The organism is Paenibacillus sp. Y5S-9, from assembly GCF_036894235.1.
Taxonomy (GTDB): domain Bacteria; phylum Bacillota; class Bacilli; order Paenibacillales; family Paenibacillaceae; genus Paenibacillus.
This window is the reverse complement of the sequence record NZ_CP145887.1, coordinates 4,591,696-4,617,860: the sequence shown is the minus strand read 5'-3', so window position 1 is coordinate 4,617,860 and position 26,165 is coordinate 4,591,696. Positions and strand designations below refer to the sequence as shown.

Genomic DNA, 26,165 nt, shown 5'->3' with positions numbered 1-26,165 from the left:
GATCAATGAGAGCTCTTATTGTGGAAGACGAGATTCTGGCAAGTGAGGAATTAAATTATTTAATCCAGGAACATAGCCAGATTGAGGTGGTTGACCGCCTTGAAGACGGGCTGGATGTACTGAAATTTTTGCAGGAACAAGAAGTAGATGTGATTTTTCTTGATATCAATGTTCCCTCGCTGGACGGTATGATGCTGGCCCATCATATTGGGAAGTTTGCAACGAAACCCTATATTGTATTTACTACGGCGTACAAGGAACATGCAGCGGAAGCCTTTGAGTTGGAGGCGTTTGATTATATTCTGAAGCCGTATGACGAGAAACGAATTGCTGCAATGCTCCATAAGCTGGAGCTCGCATTCAAACGTGATCATGCGCCGGTGGAGCAACATGTTGAGGATGGACCAGTTACTATGGGGGACGGATCTGCTGCACAGGGAGATCTGTTGCGAGAACGAGATACGAATTCCCATACGGACAGAAGAATTAATCTGCTGCGGAATGACAATATTATTGTTACGGATACGGCAGACATCTATTATGCGGAAGCGCAAGAGAAAGTGACGAAGGTATATACCAAAAATGGGGAGTTCACCATGCCAGTGAGCATATCGGATTTTCACAGCCGTCTGCCACAGGATATGTTCTTTCGCTGCCACCGTTCGTACGTCGTAAATCTGTCGCAAATCCGTGAAATTGTACCTTGGTTCAACAATACGTATCTGCTCCGTCTGCGCGATTTGGAAGCTGAAGTGCCCGTGAGTCGTGGGAAGGTCAAAGAATTCAGGCAACTCATGCGCATCTAGAAGCATTTCATTCCGCATCTGATGCAACTCATGCTCAAAACGGTGTGATGAATCCCCTTTCATGTATGATTAGCTTGTGAACGCATTCATGTATATGACATCGGCAAAGGGGAGATCACGATGAAAGCAACCATTTCATCCGTTTCATCAACACCTGAATCAACATCTGCACCTACAAAAATGAACCGCTGGCTTATTGTTTTAGGGACCATCATTGTACAAATGGGTCTTGGAACCATCTATACTTGGAGTTTATTTAATCAACCGTTGTCTGATCGTTTCGGATGGGACGTCAGCTCGGTCGCGATAACTTTTTCAATTACCAGTTTTGCTTTGGCATTTGCCACATTGTTTGCAGGACGATTGCAGGAACGTTGGGGTCTTCAGCGCCTGATCCGTGTAGCCGGGGTTGTGCTTGGCCTGGGTCTTATTCTGAGTTCCCAAGTCACTTCGCTAACACTGCTGTACATTTTGGCTGGATTTGTCGTTGGTTTTGCAGACGGTACGGCGTATATTACGTCGCTATCTAATCTGATCAAATGGTTCCCGGAGCGTAAAGGTCTGATCTCGGGGATCTCGGTCGGAGCTTTTGGTACCGGTAGTTTATTGTTCAAATATGTGAACACGGCATTGATTGGTGCCGTTGGTCCTGCTCAGGCATTTATGTATTGGGGCATTATTGTTCTTGTTCTGGTCGTTGCGGGATCATTCCTGATCCGCGAAGCGGTTGTTCGTGAACAGGCTCCGGCAAGCAAGGAAGGATCCAAACAAGTCGTAGCACGTCATGACTATACAGTGAAAGAAATGCTGCGTACAAAAGAAGCGTACATGCTGTTCGTTATTTTCTTCACGGCGTGTATGAGCGGTCTGTACCTGATCGGTATTGTCAAAGATATCGGTGTACAACTCGCTGGACTTGATGTAGCTACCGCTGCGAATGCAGTGGCCATGGTTGCAATCTTTAACACGGCAGGACGTATTATTCTCGGTGCGCTGTCGGATAAAGTAGGACGAATGAAGGTCATTGCTGGTGCGCTGCTTGTTACAGCCGTAGCTGTCATGACACTTAGTCTGGTTCCACTGACCTTCGGAATTTTCTTCGCCTGTGTCGCGGCCGTTGCATTCTGCTTCGGCGGTAACATTACCGTATTCCCGGCGATTGTGGCTGATTACTTCGGACTGAAGAATCAGAGCAAAAACTATGGTGTGATCTATCAGGGATTTGGATTTGGTGCTTTGGCAGGATCATTCATCAGCGCTCTGCTGGGCGGATTCCATCTAACCTTCATCGTGATTGCTGTACTCTGCGCTGTCTCGCTGTTGCTCGCACTGATCATCACCCCTCCAGGTCAAGGTCGTCGTGCACGTCAACGTGAAAAACAGATGAACCTTAACCCTTCATCACGGGCAAGCTAACAACATGCACTGGAAGGACGGAACAGAGAATATTTCTTCATCTTAAAAAGCAAATTAAAAAACAAAGTAAACAAAGCGGTCTCCAGACGAGGCCGCTTTTTGGTATCTACAGTTGTCAGATTGCTGACTTGTTGGCCTATCGGACCATTTGGCTGCCTGCAAGCGTGGTGCCCTGTGTGCATTCCATCATTCGCATCTGTTATACTCTAGATGAATTCATCAAGACTAAGACCAAGTTATGTACCCCAGAGGAGGCATATCATGAAGTTCATTAAATACACACAACCTGATTTTGATGATTATTATGCATTGGTTTCCAATATGGAAGTAATGAAACAGATTACAGAACGTGCAATACCGGAGCAAGAGGCGAGAACGCAATTTGAGTCCATGCTTGAGTTTAATGAGCGTTCCACTTGCGGACATTACCGGGTATTTAGTGAAGATGGTGCCGGTGTGGCGTATGCCAAATTGATTCCGGATCAGGAGGACCCGACCAAGGCTGAGATAGGTTACATGATCCTGCCTGAACATTGGGGCAAAGGCCAAGGCACATCCATAGCGTCACGGTTGATTATTCAGGCACAAGCCGCAGGGATTGGATCCCTCTATGCAGTTATCGATCCGGGTAACGCTGCTTCCCGCCGGATCTTGACCCGCCAGAACTTTGTATCCACCTGGACAGGTGATTACGATGGTCTTCCTGGTGAGATTTTGGAGTTAAATCTTCAAACGAAGCGGTAAAGGAACTGTTCTGAGGGTAATCAGATAATATAGGGCATCTTGCATGAGATGGCTGAAATTCATTATCACCGTGGGAGTTCACGCATGCACATTTCATGCAAGATGCTTGCTTATATAGAGATGTGGAGGAGATGACATATGAGCAATTCAACCATGGAACGTCTGAATGCATTGCTGCCGGAGTGGCTGGAGACCAGTCGTTTGCACACCGGGCAAGGTAAGGTGGCTTCTTATATTCCAGAGCTTGTCAAAGCCTCTCAGGATGAGCTTGGTATACATATCATGGACGCCGAAGGGAACCATGTGTCGGCAGGGGATTGCGGTGTCCCATTTACGATGCAAAGTATCTCCAAAGTATTTACCCTTATTCTGGCCCTGATGGATCATGGGGAAGAAGCGGTTTTCTTTAATGTAGGAAAAGAACCGACAGGCGACGATTACGATTCGATGATCAAGCTTGAATTGGTTGAACCCGGAATCCCGTTCAATCCATTAATCAATGCAGGTGCGATTACGGTGTCCTCGCTTGTTGGAGGAGACTGTAAGGAAGAAAAATCACGCCGCATTCTGGAGTTTTTCCGCAAACTGGCGAATAATGATCAGCTGGGCTATAACGAAGAGGTATTCGAGTCCGAATCAGAGAGCGGTCACCTGAACCGTTCACTTGGTTATTTTCTGAAGCATAATGGTGTAATCAAGGATGACGTGGAAGATGTACTCGCCGTGTATTTCCGTCATTGCTCCATTGAAGTCACCTGTGCAGATTTGGCGCGAATGTCACTTGTTCTCGCCTATAATGGAACAGATCCAATTACGGGAGAAGAACTCATCCCTCGTCGCTATGTTCAGATTGCCAAAACCTTTATGACGACCTGTGGTATGTATAATGCATCAGGCGAATTTGCCATCGAGGTTGGTTTGCCCGCCAAAAGTGGAGTATCCGGAGGGATATTGACCCTTGTACCGGGACAATTCGGCATAGGTCTTGTTGGCCCGGCTCTGAATCGCAAAGGCAACAGTATTGCCGGCGTGCATCTGCTCGAGCGTCTGTCAAAGGAATTCGACTGGAGCTTTTTCTAAAATTTTTCTGAGAAAAGTCATACCCTTATATGTAGCCGATGAATCACGTATCCGATATTTTGCTTCTTTTGAACGAAGTGAATGGTCTGGATATGTTTCGTCGGCTGTTTTTGCCATTCATCAGGATGTGTAGGAAGGCAGTCCTGCATGGTAACGACCATGCTGCATCTATCATGGAACATCCACAACATCGAGGTGGGTATATACGCCCTCAGTTATTCATTCATTCATCGGCTAGGGCCACATCTGTAATGAGGTTCATCTGAATATCCCGGGACCCATCTTCCATCAGTAGTCTGAGGGTCCGGGCAGGACGGTCCAGCCGAAGCACCTGCCCCGTGTAACGGATATCGTCATGTTCGTGAAACAACGTAATAGTGACCCTATCTCCAAGCATCATCGAGTTGCTGAGCAAACGGGACATTTCTTCCGCGGCCTGGGCATCCAGGGATGGGCGGGTACGAGGAGCAAGTTGTTCCTGATGAAGAATGTAAGCTTCCCGGTGTTCGGGGAGCATCATGCGTGAGGACTCGAAGATACCGTTTTGCTGCAATTTTTTACTCATTTATAATGACCTCCAATTTTATGAGAACGTTCATGGGCTTGCGCGGACGAGCAGAGGGAGGATGCCCGCATGATGGCGGTATCTCCGTACCTGCGCTTGATATCATCCGTGGCACGCTCCAGTTCTCGTTTGCGTTCACGGTCATCGAACCAGGACAGCTGTACTTCAGAATCGGGTACAAGTCCGGTCAATGACACGCTGATGCGGCGGATGGGTAATCCGTCCCAATGGCGCAGGAACAGAGCTGCTGCCGCATCGTATACTTCATCCGTAATGTTGGTGGGTTCATTCACCTTCATCTGGCGGGAGAAACCAGTTGGCCGATCATAATCCTGTCCGCGACACCCAACCGAGACCACATGGCCCATGAGTGATTTGTCCCGGGAACGTCGACTGACGAGTTCCGCCAGTTCAAGCAGTACCACTTTGATATCTTCCCAGGAGTCATAGTCCCGGGGCAGCGTCATCTGATGTCCGATTCCCTGCTGCTGATGAGCATATGTCCCGGGTTTGACCGGGGAATCGTCAATACCGCGGGCGATACGCCACAGTACCTCGCCATTCACACCCCAACGTTCTCTCAGTCGGGACAGTGGGGTCTGGGCCAGATCACCGATCGTATGGACTCCCATCTTGTAGAGATGCTGCGCCATGCGGGAACCGACCATGAACATGTCTCGCACAGGCTTCTTCCAGATGGTTGAAGGCAGATCTTTGCGAGGCAGCGTGCAGATGCCACTAGGGACTTTTTTGGCATATAGATCACAGGCCATCTTGCTAACGACCTTGGTATCACTGATACCGATCCTAATGTATACACCCGTCTCATCCATCACCCTCGATTGAATGCTGCGCGCAATCGTCTCGGGGCTGCCAAACAGATCCAGGCTTCCGGTGACATCGAGGAACTGTTCATCAATACTATAGGGTTCCACCAGATCGGTGTAAGACTGAAGGATACGCGTAATATGAAGGGACACCCGAATGTACTCGGCCATCCGGGGGCGAACAACAACAACATCCGGGCATTTTGCGAGTGCTTCGCCCAGTCGTTCTGCTGTCGTAATTCCATAGGACTTGGCGAGTGGACAGGCCGCAAGAATAATGCCCGAACGGCGCGCCGGATCTCCCGCAACAACGAGGGGGCGGTCCTTGTATTCGGGATGTGCAGACTTCTCCACACTGGCATAGAATGACTGGCAGTCTGCCAGCATGATGACACGTCTGTCTTGGCGGGGCATAAGACTTCTCTCCTTATTCGTGATGCTAAGCTCTTATGTTAAGAAGCAATTATATTCATTTGAACATCGATAATTAACAGTTTATTTACAGTATGGAACAAGTGTTCTTGTTTTATAAGCATATCCGACAATTCGAAATGCGGCAACCGGAATTATTTTGCAAATTGGACACAATTATTGGTTAGCTATATTAGAGGCAGAAATTAGGAAATAAGATGTGCTTTTTTACATTTAATGTGAGAGATCCATGACTTCCGGGTGATGACCGGGCGTTCATTTGGGTTTTTGTAAAAGGGTTATAAATGGGCACAGTCCTATAGAGGGGGACTGATGTCCTTTTTTGATTTTCTGCATTTTTCAGAAAACCTTGATGTGACGCGGAATATCGCTGATGCGTTATCGGACTATAGTATCAATTTTGTAATCTTTATGGTTAATACTGTAAAAAGGTCCGCAACTTTAAAATATAACTCGCGTTTAATGGGGTATGTGTTCAAACGGCAAACGTTGCCTGTACCCGCGTTGCACATAACAATAAAGGTTCCAGAAGTGCAAGATCAGCAGGGTATCCAATCCATGCGATTCCAGCAAATATTAGTGTTTGGGAATCAGACGTATCCTGGAGGCTTTCGGGTGCTAGTTGATGGCGCTTTTTACGAATTATGGGCAGAATGTTCCATTTCATGTTTGCTTCCATCAGCCTAGTTACAAATGCAGAGTCTTAGCGCTATAGTGAGAACTACACCGCTGACATCTCTACCAAGCGGACATCCGAAGCGGAAAGATTCGTAAACTTCATGTTGGACCATTCGATGTTGAAGCAGGATGCATATTAGAGAGGTGAGCAATCTAAAGACATGAGCAGACAAAGACGAAGACGCTGGCTATTAACGGTGTTGACAGGAGCAGTGGTGGTGACCGGTGGGATATTTGCCGGATGGCACTATATGCAACCCAAGCTCGTTACGTACACAGCGGAGAACGGCACGGAGATGAAATTCAAGACCGATGGAGACCGGTTCATGGAATACGGGCCAGATGGAACGTGGAGGGAGATGTTCGTCAAAGGTGTCAACCTGGGCGCAACTTCACCGGGGCATTACCCGGGAGAATTCCCGCTGACCAAAGAGGATTACTTGCGGTGGTTCCAGCAGATCGAGGATCTGGGAGCCAATGTAATCCGGGTATACACGGTTCACGAACCGATTTTCTACTCCGCATTAGTCGAATATAACCGCGGCCGGGAGCAACCGTTATATTTTATACAGGGCATATGGTCACCTGAAGAAGAGCTGATTGAGAAACAGGATGCCTATGCGGCGCATATTGAGCAGACGTTCAAGCAGGAGATTGAAAAGGCCGTATCTGCTGTTTATGGCGATGCGGACATTCCTGCCAAGCAGGGAGAGTCCAGCGGCAAATACAAAACGAATGCAGGAAAATACCTGATGGCCTGGCATGTGGGGACGGAATGGGACCCGGCGATGGTAGACAACACAAACGCAAAACATGCGGACGTACCGCAGTACAAGGGAGTTCATTTCTCGGCGAGTCCAGAAGCGTCACCGTTCGAGAACTGGCTCGCAGAGTTACTGGATCATACGGCGGTCCTGGAGAAGAAGTATGGATGGGAACATCCGATGACCTTCACCAATTGGGTAACGACCGATGTGCTGGATCATCCCGGCGAGCCGCTGTATGAAGAGGATCTCGTCAGTGTGGATGCCCGACATATTCAGCCGGAGGCATGGCAGGGAGGTTATTTTGCAGCCTACCATGTGTACCCGTATTACCCGGATCTGTTCCATATCGATAAGACTCTCCAAACGATCAAGGATGAGAACGGTGAGTACAACACGTACAAAAGTTATCTGCGCAAGCTAAAAGCCGAGTTTTCCGATATGCCTGTAATGATTACAGAGTATGGCGTACCCTCTTCTCTTGGTATTTCCCATCTGGGTATGGGCGGACGGAATCAGGGTGGACATAACGAAGTAGAGCAGGGAGATATTGACGCGTCACTGACGCAGGATATCTATGATGAGGGGTACTCGGGAGCAATTGTGTTCATGTGGCAGGATGAATGGTTCAAAAAAACATGGAACACGATGCCACTGGAAATCCCGGCTGATCGCCGTGCATATTGGCTGAACGTACTGACAAACGAGAAGATGTTTGGCCTGCTTGCCATGGACCCCGGTAAACAGGAACAGTTGACCATCGACGGATCACTGGATGACTGGGATGATCTGAAGGATGAAGAGGTCACGACCTGGCAGGGCCAAGTGGACGGCATTCAGGAAATGAAGATGACCCATGATGAAGCCTATCTGTATATTGGGCTGACCTTGGATCAACCGTTTGACCCGGCTAAGACAGTGCTGCGAATTGGGACCGATACACTTGCTGGAGGCAGTCAGCCTGACAAGTTACTCCCGGGCCGGACGCTCAGTGATGGTCTTGAGACGGTGATTACACTGGGGCAGGATGAAGAATCACAGGTGGAGATTGCCAAGGATTATGACTTTAATCAGCGTCTGTACGGCAAAGAAGGATACGACATGCTGCCAGATCAGCAGTCCGATTCCGCAGATCCGTTCCACCCATGGAATCTGGCAGTCAGCCTGAGGATGACACCGCCGGATACCCGATCTGCTCAACCGTTTATGAATGAAAAGGTCGGAACATTGAAACGGGGAACGACAGCTCCCAGCCAGTCCGATACGGATTCATTAACGGCATGGCAGTATAACGGCAATCAGGTGGAGATGCGAATTCCCTGGATGCTGCTCGGGTTCGGTGATCCGAGTTCGCTGCAAGTAATCGACTATGGACCGCTCAAGAATGGACGTGAGTTCTCCACAGTTGCTGTGGAAGGCGTTACGCTCATTCCGTGGTTAACGGACCGCGCCACGAAGAAAGTATCCTGGCCTGGGGGTGAACAGACGACCCTGGACCTGAAGACTTTGCCGGGATATAGCTGGCAGCCTTGGGAGCAGGTGCAGTATAGTGAACGGCTGAAGCTAAGCTACGAAAAAATGAAGAAGAGCTATGAAAAAATTCCTAGTTTTCAGATCGAATAAATGAGTATAAAGGAGGACCTTTTCACATGTTTCCAAGTTTGGCTTTGGCCTATCTGTTTTTGTACATCTGTATCGCACTTGTTGTTGTAGGCGTCATCGTATTGTTTGCCATGAAAATGTCCCACAATGGCAAACGACGCAAGACGGCGTTTTATGAATTGAAGCAGCGTGACTACTTCACCTATCTGCAAACGGCCTTGACCGAGAATAGTCCACTCAAATTGCCACCAGGCAAGCTGGCTCCGCTGGAACGCAGAGTCATTCAGGACAGGCTGATTGAATGGATCGACCAGTTCAAGGGTGAGTATCGCGACAAATTAATCGCACTGTGCCGTGAAGCAGGGTTCGTAGAGCATGATCTGAAGGAACTGGGCCGTCTGCGTTATGGTCGCCAGATTGATGCAGCTTATCGCTTGGGTGGCATGCGTTGTCCCGAAGCCGTTCCGGGTTTGATGGAATTGTTGAAGGATGAGAAACCGGGCCCGATGGCCATTATGATTGGTCGATCCATCTCCAGATGTACGACTCGGCAAGGTGAACTGAAAGACATGCTGACATTGCTGTTAACCAAAGGCAAGTCCATTCACCACCTGGCAGCAGATATTCTGCTCGAAACGAGTCTGGATACGAGTAGAATTCTAATCGAATTGCTGGAAGATCGGAATCCTGATTTTGTCAAAGTCGGACTGGTTGCCATGTGGGGACAGGCTGTACCTGAAGTGATGCCTGCACTGGACAGACTCGTAGGCGCAGAACATCAGGATGTACGTGCCGAAGCAGTGAAGCTGTATCTTAGCGCAAGTCCGGCCCTCCGGGATGAGACCATTCTGAAGCTGATCCAGGACCCCGATCCGGAAGTTCGCGCCGAAGTGGTACAAGCGCTTGGTTCGAAGCATGCATCTGGCAGTATTCCATTGCTGCGTAAAGCGCTGCGGGATGAAGACTGGAGAGTTCGCTATAACAGTGCGGAGAGTCTGAGCAAGCTCGGCGAGCCGGGATTCGAAGCGCTGTGTCAGGCTGCGGTGCAAGGTACAGTTGCTGAGCGCGAGATTGCGATGCAGCAGATTGAGAGTACCATGCAGCATACGAGAACCGATGACAGAGCTGTAGAGCAGATGATTGCACATAACAAAAAAAGACTGCTGTACGATCGTTATTTTGGCCCTGTCCGAGAGAACAGAACCAGCAAGAAGCGCACAGGTGTCGCTACGGTAGGAGGGGATTACACTGCTTAGGGATCTACTATTAATCTACGGCATGGTCGCAATCTACTATGTTGTTTTTGTAAATACGCTCTACTTTTCCATTCTGGCTTTATCGTTCCGTAACATCTGGACGATCTTCCGGCGGTCGCACTATTCCAAATACAATACATTGTCAGGCTCGGAACTGGTACCTTCGGTTTCTCTGCTGGTACCGGCATACAACGAGGAACTGACGATTATTGAAAATGTGAACTGCCTGATGACGCTGAATTATCCAACATATGAAGTCATTGTGGTGAATGATGGCTCCAGTGATGCGACACTGAATATCCTGTTGGAAGAATATCGTCTGAAGCCGGTACCCAATACGAAGATTCGGGGCAAGATTGCCTGTCAGAAGATTCGTGGGATCTACCATAATCCGGAGTTCCCGGATCTGTATGTCATTGACAAGGAAAACGGCGGTAAGGCCGATTCCCTCAATGCGGGGATCAACCTGTCCCATTATCCGTTGATCTCTTCCATCGATGCCGATTCTTTGCTGGAGAAGGATGCCCTGATCCGCATGGCACGCATGTATATGGAGAATCCGGAAGAGACGGTAGCCATCGGTGGAGATGTACGGATCGCCAATGGCTGCAAAATTGAAAACGGGGCAGTGCAAGATGTATCACTGCCACGCAAGATCTGGCCCATGTTCCAGTCGATTGAATATCTCAAAGCCTTCCTGGGTGGACGAATTGGCTGGAGTCACATGAACGGTCTGATCATTGTCTCTGGTGCCTTCGGCATGTTCCGCAAGGACGCAGTAATCGCCGTAGGCGGATACCGGGATGGTTATCCTGGGGAAGACATGAACATCATCATCAAACTCCACCGTTATATGCTGGAGAACAAATTGAAATACCGCGTTGCCTTCTGCCCTGAGGCCGTATGTTGGACACAGGCACCGGATTCCTACCGGATCTTGTCCAGTCAGCGCAAGCGCTGGGGCCGTGGGAACCTGAAGAACATGCTGGAGAATCGGGGCATGCTGTTCAATCCGAAATATAAGGTTATGGGTATGGTGACCATGCCATATAACGTCCTTTTTGAAGCGCTCAACCCGTATTTCCGGATTACCGGACTTCTGGCTCTCGCTGGATATGTGCTTCTGGATATGACGCAATGGCCGATTCTGGTTCTGTTCGGACTGCTGAACTTTGTGAGTGGTTATCTGCTGAGTGTAGGCGCACTTGTTCTGGAGGAGATTGCTTTCAAGCGTTACAACAAACTCTCCGATCTGGTCAAAATGCTCGTCTACTCCGCGCTGAAATTCGTGGGTTACCATCAGCTGGGCGTACTGTGGAGATTGCAGGGACATGTGCAGTTCATGCAAAACAACAACTCATGGGGTACTATGACACGCCAAAGCTGGTCCGAGGATGAGAAGAAAACAAGCGAAGCTGCTTGATTAAAGAATAATCAAAGCAATTATATGTCCAACTAGACATTTACACGATAACGGAGAGGGCAGAAAAAGCCTGTAGAAGCGAAGCGTGCACCTAAAAGCTTTCTGAAAGAAAGCTGCATCGAAAGCATACCTTTATCCCCGGATTTCCCCTTGTATAAAGGAATCAAAAAATCTGGGGATAACAGTGATCGAAAGGCTGTTCTGTCATCGGAGTGTCAGTGTAAATAATATTTTTTGGACTTATATAGATAATCGAGGAGAAGGGTGGAAAAGAACATGCCAAATACGGCGACATTGCAGCGTGAGGCTGCCGTTAATGTATACCGAAGTGTAGAACAGGGATTGAAGGAAACGGGTGCCGAAACATGCGGCTTAATGTTCATCCATTGTGCAGGAAACTCTCAACCTGAGCAGCAGGTCAGGACACATCTGGAGCAGACGAGCGGGACAGCCTTCCAGGTGTGGAAGGATGGGGCCACCCAAGCGATTGCCGTCCTTCTGCCAGGGTTGTCACTGGATGAAGTTCATTATGAAGGACTTCGGATCAAGCATGAACTGCAAGAGAATGTGCCCGGTGCCGATCCACAGATTACACTGGCCAGTTTCCCGGAAGGGGAGCGCCCTTCGAAGGCAACTATTCAGCATATGGCTGAATCCTCGAAGCTCGTAGATTCGTCGGAGATTCATATCTACACGCTGGACAATACGGCGGACGAACCGGAACGCATTTTGATTGTGGACAACGATCCTACGGTACGCGAATTCCTGCAATTGCGGTTGAAGATGCAGGGGTACGAAACCTATGAAGCTGTCGATGGACTGGCTGCACTGGAGTTGATCGAGAAGGTTACACCAGACCTGGTGCTCACGGAGCTGAATCTGTATGGCATCGACGGTCTGCCGTTCATCCATCATATCCAGAACCTGGAGATGGAGCAGCCGCCCAAAATTGTCGTGTTGACCGAACAACGTGTCGAGCAGACGATCAGTCAATGCTTCCGCAGCGGCGTGGATGATTACATGACCAAACCGTTCTCACCCGTAGAGCTGGATGCCCGAATCAGACGTTGCCTGCACTAGAAGACAGCTTGGAACAACTGATTGTGTGAAGTGCAAAGTAAGAGCTTTTTTGACACTATGAATCAGATAGATTAGAGCAACATTTAGAGCACAGACACTCATCTATTTATATGGATTTTAAGCACCACCAAATACACTGCCCGGAGGGAATATCATGGAGAATCAACAATTCCACACATTACTGAATGCGATTGAAAATAAAGAAGCTGTACTCGGCGTCGTCGGGCTCGGTTACGTAGGACTTCCACTTGCCGTGGAAATGGTCAATCAAGGTTTCACGGTAATCGGAATTGATCTGGATGCGACCAAAGTAGAAAGTATCTATCAAGGAGATTCCTATATTCACGATATTTCGTCTGATGAGTTGAAAAAAGTAATGCAAAGCGGTCGTTTCCAGCCAACGACAGATTACAGCATGCTGCGCGTGATCGACGCACTCAGTATCTGCGTACCGACACCGCTTAGTGAGAATCAGGACCCGGATACGTCTTACATCGAGACTGTTGTAGATCAGATCAAACTGCATATGAAACCAGGCATGTTGATTACCTTGGAGAGCACCACTTATCCAGGTACAACCGAAGAACTGATCCAGCAGCAGCTGGACAAGATCGGACAAGAAGCAGGTAAAGACTATTTCCTCTGCTTCTCGCCTGAGCGTGTGGACCCGTCGAACGGACGTTTCACCACATTTAATACGCCGAAAGTAATCGGGGGCACAACTGAAGCTTGCTTGAAGCTCGGAACAGCGCTATATAGCAAATATGTAGAAACCGTAGTACCGGTATCTTCACCAAAAGTGGCTGAGATGTCCAAACTGCTGGAGAACACATTCCGCAGTGTGAACATTGCCTTTGTAAATGAAATGGCGATGATGTGCGATCGTATGGGCATTGATATCTGGGAAGTTATTGACGCGGCGGCAACGAAACCATTTGGTTTCATGCCATTCTATCCAGGCCCAGGCATCGGTGGACACTGCATTCCGCTTGATCCGATGTACCTGTCATGGAAGGCCAAAGGTTTCCGTTTCTATAGCAAATTCATTGAGCTGGCGCAATCTACCAATGACAACATGCCATATTATGTGTTAAACAAAACGTCAACGATTCTGAACGAATACGCCAAATCCGTACGTAAATCCAATATTCTGCTGCTCGGCATGTCGTACAAGCCTAATATTGCCGACCTGCGTGAATCACCAGGACTGGAAGTATATGAACTGTTCAAGGAAAGTGGAGCTAACGTAAGCTACTACGACCCACATGCAGATTCCTTCCAGGACAAGCATGGCGAGACCGTACACAGCGAAGTGTTCAATCTGGAGCAGTTCAAAAAGTACGATTGCATCGTGCTGATCACCAACCACAGCGATTTGCCTTACTTTGATATTGCCGAGATGGGTGTACCGATTCTGGATACACGTAATGCGTTCCGTTCGTACACACATCCGCATATCTACAAGATTGGTCACTCGGTACAGCATCCTGTGCTTGAACCAAGTGAAGCGTTGCTCGTCTGAGGAAATATATGAGGCAACGGGGCAAACTGGTGGGTATGGCGAAATGGGCCATTCTGGCTGTGGTGTTGTGCCTGCTGCTTCTGTCCTGGATGTTCAAATGGTTCCAGGCGGAGGAGCATAAAGCGACCTGGCTGTGGGACGCGTCCATTATTGCAGAACAAACGCCTGAGATTATTGCCTTTTCCAAAGAACAGGGCGTGGATACCATCTTCCTGCAAATCCAGGATGAGGTGCCTGACGCAACATACCGCAAATTCATTGCGGCTGCAGGGCAGGCTGAGATTGAAGTGCATGGACTTAACGGTCATGCCGACTGGGCTTATGAGGAAAAGCTGGATGAAGGGCTTGCTTTTATCGAGCGAGTACGAGCATACAATGCAGCTTCGGCCAAGAATGAACGTTTCGAAGGCATTCAACTGGATGTGGAGCCGTATCAGCTGAAGCGCTGGGAGAACGAGGAGAGCAGCGTCATTGCAGAGTGGCAGAACAACATGAAGGCCTGGACAAAAGCCGGCGAGGATGCCGGACTGTACATGAGCGCTGCCATTCCGTTCTGGCTTGATGCCCGTCAGTCGGCTGAAGGTGAGGGTACATTCAGTCGCTGGGTCATTTCCCACTTTGATGCGGTAGCCATTATGGCTTACCGGGACAGCGGACAGCAGATGTATGATCTGTCCAAGGAAGAACTGGACGAAGCGGATGATCTCGGCAAGAAAGTCTGGATCGGAGCGGAACTCGCGGATACACACGAGGGGGATCACCTGACCTTTTTCCGTAAACCGGTTAGCAATATGAATGAAGAGATGGCAAAGGTGTTTGATCTCGGTTCCTCTCATTCTTCATTTGCAGGTGTAGCTGTGCATCATTATGAAGCATGGTATGCGAAGGAGAATGGCATTCCGCTTGCACGTAAGGATGAGGAGAAGTAATAGCGTTACGTCAACGTAAAAAAGTTCCTCGTTTCGAGTACGTGTGTCAAGACTATAGTATAGAAAGAAGGCAAGTCCCGGGTAGATGGGGCTTGCCTTTTTTGGTGGTGGATTTATATAAATTGAACTAAGAAAATGTACACTTGCCACAGAAAGCTTTTAGCTCCACTTCTTTAGGTTATTTCTGTCCTCTACGTTCTCGTGTAAATGTTTAGTTCAATTTATATATGGGTTTTGCAGCAATATAATGTGCAGGATATGAAACTCAGTAGTCCATTTTAATTTGGTAGAGGTGACATCTTACACAAACGTATACAAGGCGGGATGCATGAGGCATGGATTATAGGTTGGGGAGCGAAAGGTCGCTCCCTCATTTTTTCGTGCTCTCCGCTGTGCGATAGCGGTTAGGCGGCAGCCCGACTTGCTTTTTGAACGCTTTGGAGAAGGAGAATAAGTCGGGGTAACCGACGGAATGAGCCACTTCGGTTAAGCTTAGCGGCGTCTGCACGAGCAGACGTTTAGCCTGATTCATTTTCAATTGTTGGATATATTGTACAGGGGACAGACCATAGGCTTTGCGGAACTGTTTGGCAAAATGGGTTCGATCCACACCCGCATGAGCGGATACACCTTCCACGGAGATGCCGCCTGCAAAATGAATGTCCATGTATTCCTTGCCTTTCTGGAGCCAAGGTGTGGCTGAATCCGGTTGCAATCCTTTGGTTGCGGGGGAGCGGGCAATCCGGTCGAATAGAGTTAGAAACCGGGTGAGTCGTCCCAGATCGCTCGCTCCATCCTGCGGTTTGCGAACATCCTCCATGAACGAGCGCATGGCGCTTGCAGTCTCCGGCGTCAGTACACCTGAACGATACGGTGAGTCGGGTGTAAGTCCGATTCGAGACAGCAGCTCGGCTGCATGTGCACCGTCAAAGGCAATAAATATTTTCTGCAACGTGTCTTCCGGGTCCGTCCAGTACTCATGGGTAACATGCGGAAACAGACAGAACGCATCCCTGGCACGTAGGGCGTGACGCTGTCCGTTTTGTATGAATGTACCTTCCCCCTCCAGCACAAACAGCAAATAATGATAAGGTGTGGTACGAGGGCCAATATGATAGTTGGTCTTGGCTATATTACGGCCAATACGAATCGGCCAGGCGCCACCAGCTTTCTCGAATTCAGATGGAGTGAAGAAAATAATATCCAAAAACTCATGGTGGTCCTCCTTCATGCTCTCGGTCATCAGGAACACCTCTTTATTGTATAAGTATCGTTTGTACATTTTAAAAGTTTCACTTATAACCTATTATACAGGTGGGTTTTATACATATTCAAGATCACGAAGACCTAAATCTGAGAAAAGACCACAAAATGACAAAATGAAATTGCCGCGAAATGACATTGATCACAGACAAATCAATTGTTATGATGTCCATACCTATTAAACCAAGTTAATTAATCGGCATTTGGATGCGTACTTTGAAAATGAGTTAGAAATTAGGCGCACTTTAAAAATAAGTTTCAAGAGATGCCAACGTAGTGGAGGGGACGAAATCGATTCTGAAGAAGCGAAGCGGTCGCCTGAAAGCTTTCTGAAAGAAAGCTACATCGGAAGCATAAGCTATCCTTGAATTTTTACCTTTAAAAAGGAGAATCAAAAAAATTCAAGGATAACAGTGATCGGAAGAACGATTCGTACCCGGAACGTCAAGGAGGCGTAACGGTAACTTTTTTAACATGAGACTTTATTTATTCATAGAAGGGATTGACTTTTGTGAGCGAACAGGAAGATATGAAGTTTGGATGGTTTTTGCCAACAGCAGGGGATGGTAAGTATGTAGGGGTTGCCCCGGAGCGGGAACCGAGTCTGGATTATCTGATCGATGTGGCACAGACGGCTGAGAAGGCAGGATTCGAATTTGTACTGATTCCGACAGGGGGAGCCTGTCTGGACGCGTGGGTGGTCGGCTCAGCAGTGATGAGTCACACGAAGACATTGCGTCCCCTTGTCGCCATTCGCCCGGGTTTGGTTACACCCGTACTCGCTGCACGAATGGGAGCCGCACTGGATCAGCTCTCTGGTGGTCGCGCCATGATCAACGTGGTGACAGGCAGTTCTGTTCGAGATCTGGAGGAACTCGGCGATCCACTGGCACATGCGCATGATGAACGATATGTACGAGCGAGCGAGTATATGGAAGTCATGAAGCGTTCATGGACCCAATCGACGGGACTGAACCTGACGGAGTTTGCCGGAAGTGGTTCAAAATCTGGTGCAGATGCACCCAGTGATCCCAATCCTGAATTCAACGGTCAGTATTACAACTTCAAAGGACCGGTAGGCATGCCGGAGACGGTGCAAAATCCGCATCCACCATTCTATCTGGGAGGAAGTTCTCCGATTGCCAAGAAGGTCGCTGTTGAACATGCAGATACGTTCCTCATGTGGGGTGAGCCTCATGACTGGATTCAGGAGCAGATCGAAGAGATTGAGGTCATTCGTCAGCAGGTGAAAGAGGAAACGGGACAAGATCGTCAGCTCCGTTACGGCATGCGTGCTCAGGTACTCATTCGGGATACCGAAGAAGAAGCATGGGCAGCAGCTTGGGAGATTATTAGCAAAGTACCACCAGAAGCGATTGAGAAAGCCAAAGCCGCTTTTGCCGAAACGGATGCAACCAACCAACGCAGACAGAATGAGCTACGGGAACTGTCCGAGAAGCAGCAGTTTGTCGTAGGTCCCAACCTGTGGACAGGCTTGTCCGTTGTGCGTTCCGGCGGTGCGATCCTTATTGTAGGTACAGCAGAACAGGTCGCAGAACGTCTGATGGAATATGGAGATCTCGGCGTTACGACTTTCATTCTGTCCGGTTATCCGCATCTGGAAGAGGCCGAAATCTTCGGCCGGACCGTGATGCCGATCATTCGCGAGAAATGGAAAACAAGACAGAAGCAACACTCAGTTACTACTAACTAAGTTACTACCAACTCTAAGTAAGTGCCCCTTTTTTTACACTTTAACGGAGAGGGCAGAACCGATCTGAAGAAGCGGAGCGCTCGCCTTTATCCCCGGATTTTAACCATTGAAAGAAATGATTCAAAAAATCCGGGGATAACAGCGATCGGAAGATGGTACTGCACTCGGAGTGCCCCGTGTAAAAACTTTCGTGCAACTTACATTAATCATCCTCAGGAGGTCGTCTTTCATGAAAAAAAATAAAAAATTGATCCTGCCGCTCGTCAGTATGCTGGTGATGTCCATCCTGCTGTCAGCTTGCGGCGGTGGGGATAACGCGTCATCTGGAGAGAACGGCTCCTCGGGTTCAGGCAAGGTTACGATCAGCTTCATGCACTGGCGTGGAGAAGATGTGGAAGCACTGAACAAAACCATTGACGCTTTTGAGACAGCAAACCCGAACATCAACGTGGAGATGCAGACACTGCCCTCCGATCAATACCAGTCCACCGTACAATCCAAAATCAGTGACGGTTCCGTAGGAGATGTATTTGCATCCTTCCCGGGTGCACAATTCGAAGCTTTCACCAAAGCAGGATTGTTCACGGACCTGAGCGGATCAACGTTCCTGTCGGCCTACAATCCAAAGCTGATTGAAGCAGGACAGCACGATGGCAAACAATATGCGATCCCGTATCAACTCGTATATAACGATCCCATCTATAATGTAAAACTGTTTGAACAATACGGCTTGACGCCACCAACCGATTGGGAAGGTTTCCTGGCCCTTTGCCAGAAGCTGAAAGACAATGGCATCATTCCGATTGCCTTTGCCGGAGCGGACATTGGCCCAGGGCAATTCATGAATACAATGGTGATGAATAATGCACCGAGTGACGACATTTTTACCAAAGTAGAAGCGGGCGAAGCCAAACTGACGGATGAGTTTTGGGTGAAAACGTTGACTCAAATCAAAGAACTGAACGATAAAGGTTACTTCCAACAGGATGCACTGGGTACGAAGGACCCTGCGGCTGGCGCACTGTTTATCCAAGAGAAAGCAGCGATGCTGGCAAGTGGATCGTATCAATTGGCTCAGAACAAGCAGCAGAATCCAAATCTGGAGCAAAAACTGCTTGCACCGATTACGGTAAGTGCAGATCAAGCGAAGTATGAAGGAGTGCATACCACTACGTTCATGCTCGCGGTGAACAGCAAGTCAAAACATCCGGAAGAAGCGAAGAAGTTCCTCGAATTCCTGAGCAATCCCGATGTAGCGAGTGACTATGCCAACCAGACGGGACAGAATGTAACGGTGAATGATGTGAAGTACGATACGCCTGAGCTTCAGGTAGCCGGAGAATGGGCGAGCAAAAAGACCGTGTTCCAGCCACGGTTCACCATCCTGAACGGAGACAATCAAAAAGCAGTAACCAACTCCATCCAGGCTGTACTGAGCGGCACTTCTCCAGAAGAAGCAGCACAGCAGGCACAAGCGATCATTGATCAGCATATCGGGAAATAAACGATGAAAAACCGTCTTCAGCTATCCCTATTTCTGATCCCCGGGTTGCTGCTGTACGTTGGATTGTTCGTATTTCCTACATTGACGGGGCTGTTCTATTCCTTTACGGATTGGGACGGGGTATCCCCGTCGTATGCATTTGTAGGGCTGGATAATTACAAGGACAGTCTCAGCAGCATCGTATTCCGCAAAGCCTTTGGTAACAACGTGGAGTTCATGTTAACGGTTGTTATTGCACAAACCTTTATTTCACTTGTCCTGGCTCTGCTCCTGGTACGCAATACCAAGACACGCATTGTGCTTCGGGCATTGTATTTCCTGCCTGCGATTCTGTCCTCCGTATCGGTTGGACTGATCTGGGCATTTATGTATGATCCATCCATTGGATTGATCAACTATGGACTGAATGAAGCGGGGATGAGCAGCATCGCTCGTAACTGGATTGGTGATCCCAAGATCGCCATCTATTCCATCGCTGCGGTGCAAGTCTGGGCCCATGCTGGCCAGATGATGATTGTATTCATCGCAGGTCTGCAAGGCATTCCGGCAGAACTGTATGAAGCGGCTCGTATGGACGGCGGCAGCAAATGGCAGGTATTCCGTACCGTGACTTGGCCACTGCTGGCACCTTCGGCAACGATTGTTGTGGCCTATACGACGATTCAGTCGTTCAAGGCATTTGACCTCATTTTTACCATGACGGACGGAGGCCCGAACTACGCAACTGAAATTTTGACAACATATATCTATCATACCGCCTTTGGCAGCTATTCATTTGGTCTGGCTTCTGCCGGTTCCATGATCTTCCTGGTGTTGCTCGCGTTGCTGACGTTATTGCAGTTCAAGGCACTACGCGCTGACCGGGTGAGCTATTGAGGTTGATGTTGGAGCATTCATCCTGCAATCGAGGCAGAAGGGAGTTCACATGTTTTTAAAATGGTTTAATCGCCTGATCCTATTGGTGTACGCGCTGCTGATCCTGGTGCCGCTGTACTTTGTATTTGTATCTTCGTTCAAAACAAGCAGCAACTTCTTCACCAGTCCGTTCAGCTGGCCGGACCCGTTTACGTGGGATAACATTACTGGCATGTTCCGCAATCAGCCGATGTGGCAATATTTCGGGAACAGTCTGGTCGTGACGCTCGGTACGGTTGCAATAGAGTTAGTGCTGAGCAGCATGATTGCTTACGCCATTGTCCGCTGGGGCGGAAGTGTAGGTAAAATCGTATTTGCGCTGTTCGTAGCCGGTCTAATCGTTCCTTCCCAGGTGAGTATGCTACCGATCTATTCCCTTACACGTACACTCGGGTGGTCGGACAGTCTGACAGGCCTGATTGTGGTATCCGCGGCGATGCTGATGCCTGTCTCTGTGTTCATGCTGACAGGCTTCATGCGTATGCTCAATTCGGAGATTCTGGAAGCGGGCAGTATGGATGGAGCAAGTGAATGGAGGCTCTATACCCGGATTGCACTGCCACTGGCTGCACCTTCGCTGGCGGCAACAGCTACGTTTTTGCTCGTCATGGTATGGAATGACTTGCTTATTCCGATGTTGATGCTCAGCAGTAAGTCCAAGCTCACGTTACCGCTCGCGCTCATGCAATTCCGCGGGGAATACGTGACGAACTATCCGATGATGCTTACGGGTGTGCTGGTCACGGCCATTCCGATGATCGTGTTGTTCCTTCTGCTCCAGCGTTACTTTGTTGCAGGTCTGACAGCGGGGTCACTCAAGGGGTGAGGTATCGCAGAAATCGGAAGGAAAAGCTTATTTTGCATTGATTTCTGGAGCATTCTGCATAATAATGATTTAGTGTCAGAATGACTACATAGAGATCAAGGGAGCTATAAGTGATGAGCAAACTGGAAGTATTGCGGAATCCCAAGCAGCGCAAGCTGCTGTTCAGTGCCGGCATGAGCTGGCTGTTTGATGCGATGGAAGTTGGCATGATCTCCTTTATCGTGGCTGCACTCGCCAAGGAATGGAGTCTCAGTCCCGGACAAGTCGGCGTGCTTACGAGTATTAACTCGATCGGTATGGCGCTAGGTGCTTTGCTTGCAGGTGCACTTGCGGACCGATTTGGACGGAAGGCCATACTGATGTGGACCTTGTTAATCTTCACGATTGCAAGCGGTCTGTCTGCATTGGCGACTGGATTTGCGGTATTGTGTGCACTGCGTCTGGTTGCGGGTATTGGACTTGGCGGAGAGTTACCCGTGGCATCCACACTGGTATCGGAGTCGATGCCTACAGCGGAACGGGGACGTGCCGTTGTATTATTGGAAAGTTTCTGGGCAGGGGGCTGGATTGTATCAGCGCTCATTGCCAACTTTGTCATCCCGGAGTACGGATGGAGAATTGCTTTTGCCATTGGTGCACTTCCGGCGTTCTATGCACTGTATCTGCGTCGTGCCATTCAGGACCCGCCGCGGTATAAGAATCATACCAAGCTTCATAAAATCACGTTCCGCGAGAAAGTCGCTACCGTCTGGTCAGCACCACATCGCCGTACAACGTTGATGCTCTGGATTTTGTGGTTTACCGTCATTTTCTCTTATTATGGAATGTTCCTGTGGCTGCCTTCGGTTGTAATGGCAAAAGGATTTACGTTGGTTAAAAGCTTCCAGTACGTGCTGATCATGACGATCGCACAGTTGCCAGGTTACTTCACCGCAGCGTATTTCATTGAACGTTACGGTCGCAAGTTCGTACTGGTTGTGTATCTTACCTTGACTGCATGCAGTGCGATTGCGTTTGGACTGGCAACAACCGAAGCGACGATCTTGGCCGCAGGAATCTGTCTATCCTTCTTCAATCTGGGAGCCTGGGGTGGTCTGTACGCCTACAGCCCGGAATTGTATCCGACTTCTGTTCGTTCGACAGGTGTGGGTCTTGCCACATCGGTTGGCCGAATCGGTGGGGTGCTTGCTCCATTAATGGTCGGTATGCTGGTTCAGCGTGAAGTGGCAATCAGCCTGATTTTCACGATTTTCTTCGTGACAATCCTCATTGGCGCAGCGGCTGTACTGTTCTGGGGCCGGGAAACGAAGGGTCAGGAACTGGCCGATTAATTGTCAATAAATACAACGCAACTTTTGTACGGGTCTGCCTGCCTACGGAAATAACGGGTTGGACAAGCGGTATAAGGTTGATACAAGAAGGGGCATGACCACGGTGTGACCATGGGCTCATGCCTCTTTTTGTTATGTTCGGTGTCGTTTTTTCACTGCGTCATCGGTCCGATAGACTTCATTTTTTCTATATCCTATAATGACACTCGGGATGTCCAACCATGAGGATTCAGGAGGAAGTGTGGGATCTGGATTCAGAAAAGTGGAGGTTAATGGAATGATGAAGAACAATATTGGAATGGATCAACCGAATGAAATGAATGAAAAGAATATGATAATTGAATTAGATAGCGTGAGTGAGATGAAAGAGATGAAGGTGGTTAGCCATATGAACAGTAATGAACGTACTACAGTTGATAGCACGAATGGGGAGTTGGATCTGTTAACGATTGCTGACACCATGGAGCCTATCACTGTCAGTCGGAAAGTCACTCATGGGAAGGGGAGAACGGCTGGTAAAAGAGCAGGGCGGGTCAGCATGCTTCTCGGTGCCTGCGCGTTGACTCTGGGATTGACCATGGCAGCGCCTTCTGCTGGAGCACAAAAGCTGGAACAGGGCGTTCGTAGCGAGCATGTGCTGCAATTGCAGGAGCAATTAAGCGATCTGGGCTACTTCGATGCTGGAATGACCGGGTATTACGGTTCGATTACCAAAAGCGCTGTTCGCCAGTTCCAGCGGGCGCAGGGACTGAGTGCAGACGGCGTTGCAGGTCCGGCAACACTGAACAGGCTGAATAAAAAAGCCAAAGCCGAAGGCGAGACACTGCGCCAGCTGGCGAAGCTGATCCATGGTGAAGCGCGCGGCGAATCTTTTGAAGGGCAGGTCGCTGTCGGAGCGGTTGTCATGAATCGTGTGCATTCGAATGCATTCCCATCATCGATCTCAAAGGTCATTTTCCAGAAAGGGCAATTCACGGCTATAGACGATGGGCAGTTCAATACGAAGCCGACTCAGACCTCTTACAGAGCTGCTCGCAAGGCTTTGAATGGCGCTGATCCGACAAACGGAGCGCTCTATTATTACAATCCGAAGATAGCCACTTCGGTGTGGAGTAAGAGCAGGCCGACGCTGCTGACCATTGGCCAGCATGATTTTACACGTTAAATTAGGTAGAGAAATTAAGAGAAATAATTGTAAATATTAAATGACCCCCGGCCATGCGCTGCTGATGTAGACGCGCCTGCCGGGGGTTTGTTAGTTTGACAGCTGAAACGTTAAGCAGTCTGCTCTGCAGAAAGTGCTTGATGTGGCGTTGCATGGTTTTGGTGATGAGCCGTTTATCTATGTTCTGCTATGAACTCTAACGGTATGTGAAAAATATACGAGTATACTCTATCATGTGTTTCTATCAAATTAAAATGGTTAATCATGATATATTGTTCGTTGAAATTAATAGGTAGGTATTTAATATGAGTGAAAAAGCTTTGTGTGCACGTTTAGCTAAGATTATTGGCGGACACTTAGCGACAAATAAACCAGCTTGCGTTGTTCAAACTTTACGGAATTTAAATGTTAAGATTCTAGGTCGGCGCGGGGTAGATCCCCTTTAACATTACCAATTGCATTATCTGTAGAGTCTAGTGACTCTCGTGGACGTACTCTGAACTTGGGGGGAAACAGTCATACTAGAAAGTGAAATCAATCCTTTTGTCTCAAAATTACGCAAGCGAGGTATTAAAGTTAGTGCAATTCAACCACTGGATATTCCAGAACATTCAATTCAAATATATTCACTAGAAATCAATTGATAATCCAGTTGTGTTTGTAGAAAAGAGTGTTGCACGGGCTGTAGGTATCTTCCGAATAAGACCAAAAAGACTAAAAAGTAAATAAGGGCGGATTTAGTTATCGATCTGTTAAACACGCAAAAAGGGGCTTCATTGGGATCCGCCCTTTTGCGTGTTTAGTGTGAAATCCAATCCCTGTAAGTGGGTTTGTGAACTATACCCTTAAATTTTCCTCACTTAGAAGGCGATTATAAAAAGTATTTAAATTCACACCTTATTAATCATGATTTTTATTTTCCGGTAGCATATTAAAACATGGCATCTGTATTTTCAACAGTGTAGAGGGTATTGAGATAAGTGATTTTAGAACCGATATCTTCTCGATTCAAAATGGAGATGTTTTTCTGTGAATCCTCAGGAATGTCACTGGCCTCTAATAATTGAGCATGAACAACATGAATGGTTGTGGCCTACGTTCAAACGTGCATCCGGAGGTACAGACTTTAGCAATTTCAGATGTCCGCCGTCATCGAATGTTCCTGTATCGCCAGGTTTGGATAGGATCGGTGATACAATACTCTGATAAAGCTTATCTACAAACATGCTGGAGGCATACTCTATCGGATCGGTTTTAGGAATAAATCCAACACGGCTTCTTTCAGGCCGGAAAAGTTTTTAATCCAGACTCCATTGCAAGTTCTGGAGAAGCAGCCTGAGGCTGTAGTGGTTGATTGACTTCGTGCTGTGTAGCTGTCACATAGCTTGAGCTGCTCAAAAGTGCGATTCAGTTAATTGGACGATCAAAGGAACTTCAGCTATTCCAGTGGGAAAAAGAGGAGAATTAGCGCTAGTGCATTTGTGAGGATAAGTTCAAACGTATTAGTTTTTTTAGTAGCAACATGGGATATAATAATTTACTATGCCGTTTTATAAAGGACGTAGGAAAAAAGACCTCTTTTTATAAGAGGTCTCCTATTTTTTGTATAATTTTAGTATAATCTAATAACAAAGCTCAATGGATGGGTCCCTCCAATAGCGTCAACTTCGGTTGCGTTAAACTTCACCGCTACTGATGATGCTTCTGGGCTAGTAAATACTGGAGTCCAGTTCCAGTCTCGTACAAGTACTGTTCCATGGCTCACTAATCCATAAGTAACTGTTTTATTTTGATTGACTTTAGCACCTCCTTCAGTTGCGCCGAACTGATCAACGTAAACACTATGGTCTTTGGTACCAGGTGTACGACCGTTGTTCTCCCATCTAAAAGATACTTTGTCAATTGTGACATACAAGCTATTTTTACCTGTCAAAATATAATAGATGGTTCCATACACTTTTATATTAAACTCTTTGTATTCCTGATTATCAGACCGTTGACCAGCTGCAAGAATTGATACATCCGTCGCATACTGAGTAACAATTTCTCCAGTTTCTTTATCTCGGAGATCGTATAATGGACGAGTCGTGTTTTCTAACAAATCAACATCGTAACCTTCCGAAACTTCTAAATCAATTTCTGGTATAGATTCATCCACTGACTGAGCATTAAAAAAAGGAGTTGAATTATTTTGATCATATTCTTTCACGATGGTATACCTATCAGTGTCATAGTCAGGTTTTTCCTGTGCGAAAGCTGAACTTGCGCTTGAAAAGATAAGACCGACTGTAAGAAGAGGGGTTAATAATTTTCTGAAATTCAT

20 protein-coding genes are annotated in these 26,165 nt (G+C 48.0%); 16 read left to right on the top strand and 4 right to left on the bottom strand.

The window, feature by feature from the left end; translation table 11 throughout:
* The first annotated feature begins 5 nt into the window (after positions 1–5).
* The 4 genes from V6669_RS20365 to glsA all read left to right on the top strand — a co-directional run bounded on the left by V6669_RS20365 (position 6) and on the right by glsA (position 4,046).
* A complete protein-coding gene (locus V6669_RS20365) occupies positions 6–806 on the top strand; it encodes a LytTR family DNA-binding domain-containing protein (protein WP_338587845.1) in 801 nt (266 codons plus the stop codon).
* 180 nt (positions 807–986) lie between these two features.
* On the top strand, positions 987–2,222 hold the full coding sequence (locus V6669_RS20360) for an OFA family MFS transporter (protein WP_091018296.1): 1,236 nt from the start codon (positions 987–989) through the stop codon (positions 2,220–2,222).
* A gap of 261 nt (positions 2,223–2,483) precedes the next feature.
* Positions 2,484–2,966, top strand: coding sequence for a GNAT family N-acetyltransferase (locus V6669_RS20355; RefSeq protein WP_091028682.1), 483 nt, complete (start codon positions 2,484–2,486; stop codon positions 2,964–2,966).
* A gap of 138 nt (positions 2,967–3,104) precedes the next feature.
* Positions 3,105–4,046, top strand: a complete 942-nt coding sequence (gene glsA / locus V6669_RS20350; RefSeq protein ID WP_338587844.1) for a glutaminase A — start codon at positions 3,105–3,107, stop codon at positions 4,044–4,046.
* A gap of 223 nt (positions 4,047–4,269) precedes the next feature.
* Here the strand turns inward: glsA and V6669_RS20345 are convergent, their stop codons facing one another.
* Both V6669_RS20345 and V6669_RS20340 read right to left on the bottom strand, forming a co-directional pair.
* On the bottom strand, positions 4,270–4,611 hold the full coding sequence (locus V6669_RS20345; protein WP_105599602.1) for a YolD-like family protein: 342 nt from the start codon (positions 4,609–4,611) through the stop codon (positions 4,270–4,272).
* Entirely contained in the window at positions 4,608–5,852 is a 1,245-nt protein-coding gene (locus tag V6669_RS20340) for a DNA polymerase IV (RefSeq protein ID WP_338587843.1), read from the bottom strand. The genes V6669_RS20345 and V6669_RS20340 overlap by 4 nt, the downstream gene beginning before the upstream one ends.
* An 857-nt stretch (positions 5,853–6,709) precedes the next feature.
* Between V6669_RS20340 and V6669_RS20335 the strand changes: the two genes are divergently transcribed.
* From V6669_RS20335 to V6669_RS20310, 6 genes are all read left to right on the top strand, one after another.
* Positions 6,710–8,935, top strand: a complete 2,226-nt coding sequence (locus V6669_RS20335; RefSeq protein WP_338587842.1) for a hypothetical protein — start codon at positions 6,710–6,712, stop codon at positions 8,933–8,935.
* Between the two features lie 26 nt (positions 8,936–8,961).
* On the top strand, positions 8,962–10,170 hold the full coding sequence (locus V6669_RS20330; RefSeq protein WP_338587841.1) for a HEAT repeat domain-containing protein: 1,209 nt from the start codon (positions 8,962–8,964) through the stop codon (positions 10,168–10,170).
* Between the two features lie 22 nt (positions 10,171–10,192).
* On the top strand, positions 10,193–11,593 hold the full coding sequence (locus V6669_RS20325) for a glycosyltransferase (RefSeq protein WP_338587840.1): 1,401 nt from the start codon (positions 10,193–10,195) through the stop codon (positions 11,591–11,593).
* Between the two features lie 276 nt (positions 11,594–11,869).
* Entirely contained in the window at positions 11,870–12,673 is an 804-nt protein-coding gene (locus V6669_RS20320; protein WP_338587839.1) for a response regulator, read from the top strand.
* 154 nt (positions 12,674–12,827) lie between these two features.
* Complete coding sequence (locus V6669_RS20315; protein ID WP_338587838.1) at positions 12,828–14,195, top strand: nucleotide sugar dehydrogenase; 1,368 nt, start codon at positions 12,828–12,830, stop codon at positions 14,193–14,195.
* Positions 14,196–14,203: 8 nt separating this feature from the next.
* Positions 14,204–15,124, top strand: a complete 921-nt coding sequence (locus V6669_RS20310) for a hypothetical protein (RefSeq protein WP_338587837.1) — start codon at positions 14,204–14,206, stop codon at positions 15,122–15,124.
* Positions 15,125–15,494: 370 nt separating this feature from the next.
* Here the strand turns inward: V6669_RS20310 and V6669_RS20305 are convergent, their stop codons facing one another.
* The gene (locus V6669_RS20305; RefSeq protein ID WP_338587836.1) at positions 15,495–16,367 is read right to left on the bottom strand and encodes an AraC family transcriptional regulator; all 873 of its coding nucleotides are present in this window, start codon (positions 16,365–16,367) and stop codon (positions 15,495–15,497) included.
* Between the two features lie 549 nt (positions 16,368–16,916).
* Between V6669_RS20305 and V6669_RS20300 the strand changes: the two genes are divergently transcribed.
* The 6 genes from V6669_RS20300 (at position 16,917) to V6669_RS20275 (ending at position 23,842) form a co-directional block, all read left to right on the top strand.
* Positions 16,917–18,101 carry an LLM class flavin-dependent oxidoreductase gene (locus V6669_RS20300; protein ID WP_338594999.1) on the top strand — a complete coding sequence of 395 codons (1,185 nt, stop codon included), beginning with the start codon at positions 16,917–16,919 and terminating at the stop codon, positions 18,099–18,101.
* A 229-nt stretch (positions 18,102–18,330) separates the two neighbouring features.
* Positions 18,331–19,605, top strand: a complete 1,275-nt coding sequence (locus tag V6669_RS20295) for an extracellular solute-binding protein (RefSeq protein WP_338587835.1) — start codon at positions 18,331–18,333, stop codon at positions 19,603–19,605.
* Between the two features lie 3 nt (positions 19,606–19,608).
* Positions 19,609–20,481, top strand: coding sequence for a sugar ABC transporter permease (locus tag V6669_RS20290; RefSeq protein ID WP_017687487.1), 873 nt, complete (start codon positions 19,609–19,611; stop codon positions 20,479–20,481).
* Positions 20,482–20,530: 49 nt separating this feature from the next.
* Complete coding sequence (locus V6669_RS20285; protein ID WP_133385463.1) at positions 20,531–21,346, top strand: carbohydrate ABC transporter permease; 816 nt, start codon at positions 20,531–20,533, stop codon at positions 21,344–21,346.
* Positions 21,347–21,459: 113 nt separating this feature from the next.
* The gene (locus tag V6669_RS20280) at positions 21,460–22,677 is read left to right on the top strand and encodes an MFS transporter (RefSeq protein ID WP_338587833.1); all 1,218 of its coding nucleotides are present in this window, start codon (positions 21,460–21,462) and stop codon (positions 22,675–22,677) included.
* 277 nt (positions 22,678–22,954) lie between these two features.
* A complete protein-coding gene (locus V6669_RS20275) occupies positions 22,955–23,842 on the top strand; it encodes a cell wall hydrolase (RefSeq protein WP_338587832.1) in 888 nt (295 codons plus the stop codon).
* 1,612 nt (positions 23,843–25,454) lie between these two features.
* On the opposite strand, the gene V6669_RS20270 is transcribed toward V6669_RS20275, so the two are convergent.
* Positions 25,455–26,165, bottom strand: a complete 711-nt coding sequence (locus V6669_RS20270; protein WP_338587831.1) for a hypothetical protein — start codon at positions 26,163–26,165, stop codon at positions 25,455–25,457.

Excerpts from the sequence above, each read along its gene's own strand:
- V6669_RS20330 (WP_338587841.1), top strand. The coding sequence starts at position 8,962 with ATGTTTCCAAGTTTGGCTTTGGCCTATCTGTTTTTGTACATCTGTATC.
- V6669_RS20365 (WP_338587845.1), top strand. The coding sequence starts at position 6 with ATGAGAGCTCTTATTGTGGAAGACGAGATTCTGGCAAGTGAGGAATTA.
- V6669_RS20300 (WP_338594999.1), top strand. The coding sequence starts at position 16,917 with ATGAAGTTTGGATGGTTTTTGCCAACAGCAGGGGATGGTAAGTATGTA.
- V6669_RS20295 (WP_338587835.1), top strand. The coding sequence starts at position 18,331 with ATGAAAAAAAATAAAAAATTGATCCTGCCGCTCGTCAGTATGCTGGTG.
- V6669_RS20345 (WP_105599602.1), bottom strand. The coding sequence starts at position 4,611 with ATGAGTAAAAAATTGCAGCAAAACGGTATCTTCGAGTCCTCACGCATG.
- V6669_RS20270 (WP_338587831.1), bottom strand. The coding sequence starts at position 26,165 with ATGAATTTCAGAAAATTATTAACCCCTCTTCTTACAGTCGGTCTTATC.
- V6669_RS20340 (WP_338587843.1), bottom strand. The coding sequence starts at position 5,852 with ATGCCCCGCCAAGACAGACGTGTCATCATGCTGGCAGACTGCCAGTCA.
- V6669_RS20325 (WP_338587840.1), top strand. The coding sequence starts at position 10,193 with ATGGTCGCAATCTACTATGTTGTTTTTGTAAATACGCTCTACTTTTCC.
- V6669_RS20360 (WP_091018296.1), top strand. The coding sequence starts at position 987 with ATGAACCGCTGGCTTATTGTTTTAGGGACCATCATTGTACAAATGGGT.
- V6669_RS20315 (WP_338587838.1), top strand. The coding sequence starts at position 12,828 with ATGGAGAATCAACAATTCCACACATTACTGAATGCGATTGAAAATAAA.
- V6669_RS20335 (WP_338587842.1), top strand. The coding sequence starts at position 6,710 with ATGAGCAGACAAAGACGAAGACGCTGGCTATTAACGGTGTTGACAGGA.
- V6669_RS20355 (WP_091028682.1), top strand. The coding sequence starts at position 2,484 with ATGAAGTTCATTAAATACACACAACCTGATTTTGATGATTATTATGCA.
- V6669_RS20290 (WP_017687487.1), top strand. The coding sequence starts at position 19,609 with ATGAAAAACCGTCTTCAGCTATCCCTATTTCTGATCCCCGGGTTGCTG.
- V6669_RS20285 (WP_133385463.1), top strand. The coding sequence starts at position 20,531 with ATGTTTTTAAAATGGTTTAATCGCCTGATCCTATTGGTGTACGCGCTG.
- glsA (WP_338587844.1), top strand. The coding sequence starts at position 3,105 with ATGAGCAATTCAACCATGGAACGTCTGAATGCATTGCTGCCGGAGTGG.
- V6669_RS20280 (WP_338587833.1), top strand. The coding sequence starts at position 21,460 with ATGAGCAAACTGGAAGTATTGCGGAATCCCAAGCAGCGCAAGCTGCTG.
- V6669_RS20320 (WP_338587839.1), top strand. The coding sequence starts at position 11,870 with ATGCCAAATACGGCGACATTGCAGCGTGAGGCTGCCGTTAATGTATAC.
- V6669_RS20310 (WP_338587837.1), top strand. The coding sequence starts at position 14,204 with ATGAGGCAACGGGGCAAACTGGTGGGTATGGCGAAATGGGCCATTCTG.
- V6669_RS20305 (WP_338587836.1), bottom strand. The coding sequence starts at position 16,367 with ATGACCGAGAGCATGAAGGAGGACCACCATGAGTTTTTGGATATTATT.
- V6669_RS20275 (WP_338587832.1), top strand. The coding sequence starts at position 22,955 with ATGATGAAGAACAATATTGGAATGGATCAACCGAATGAAATGAATGAA.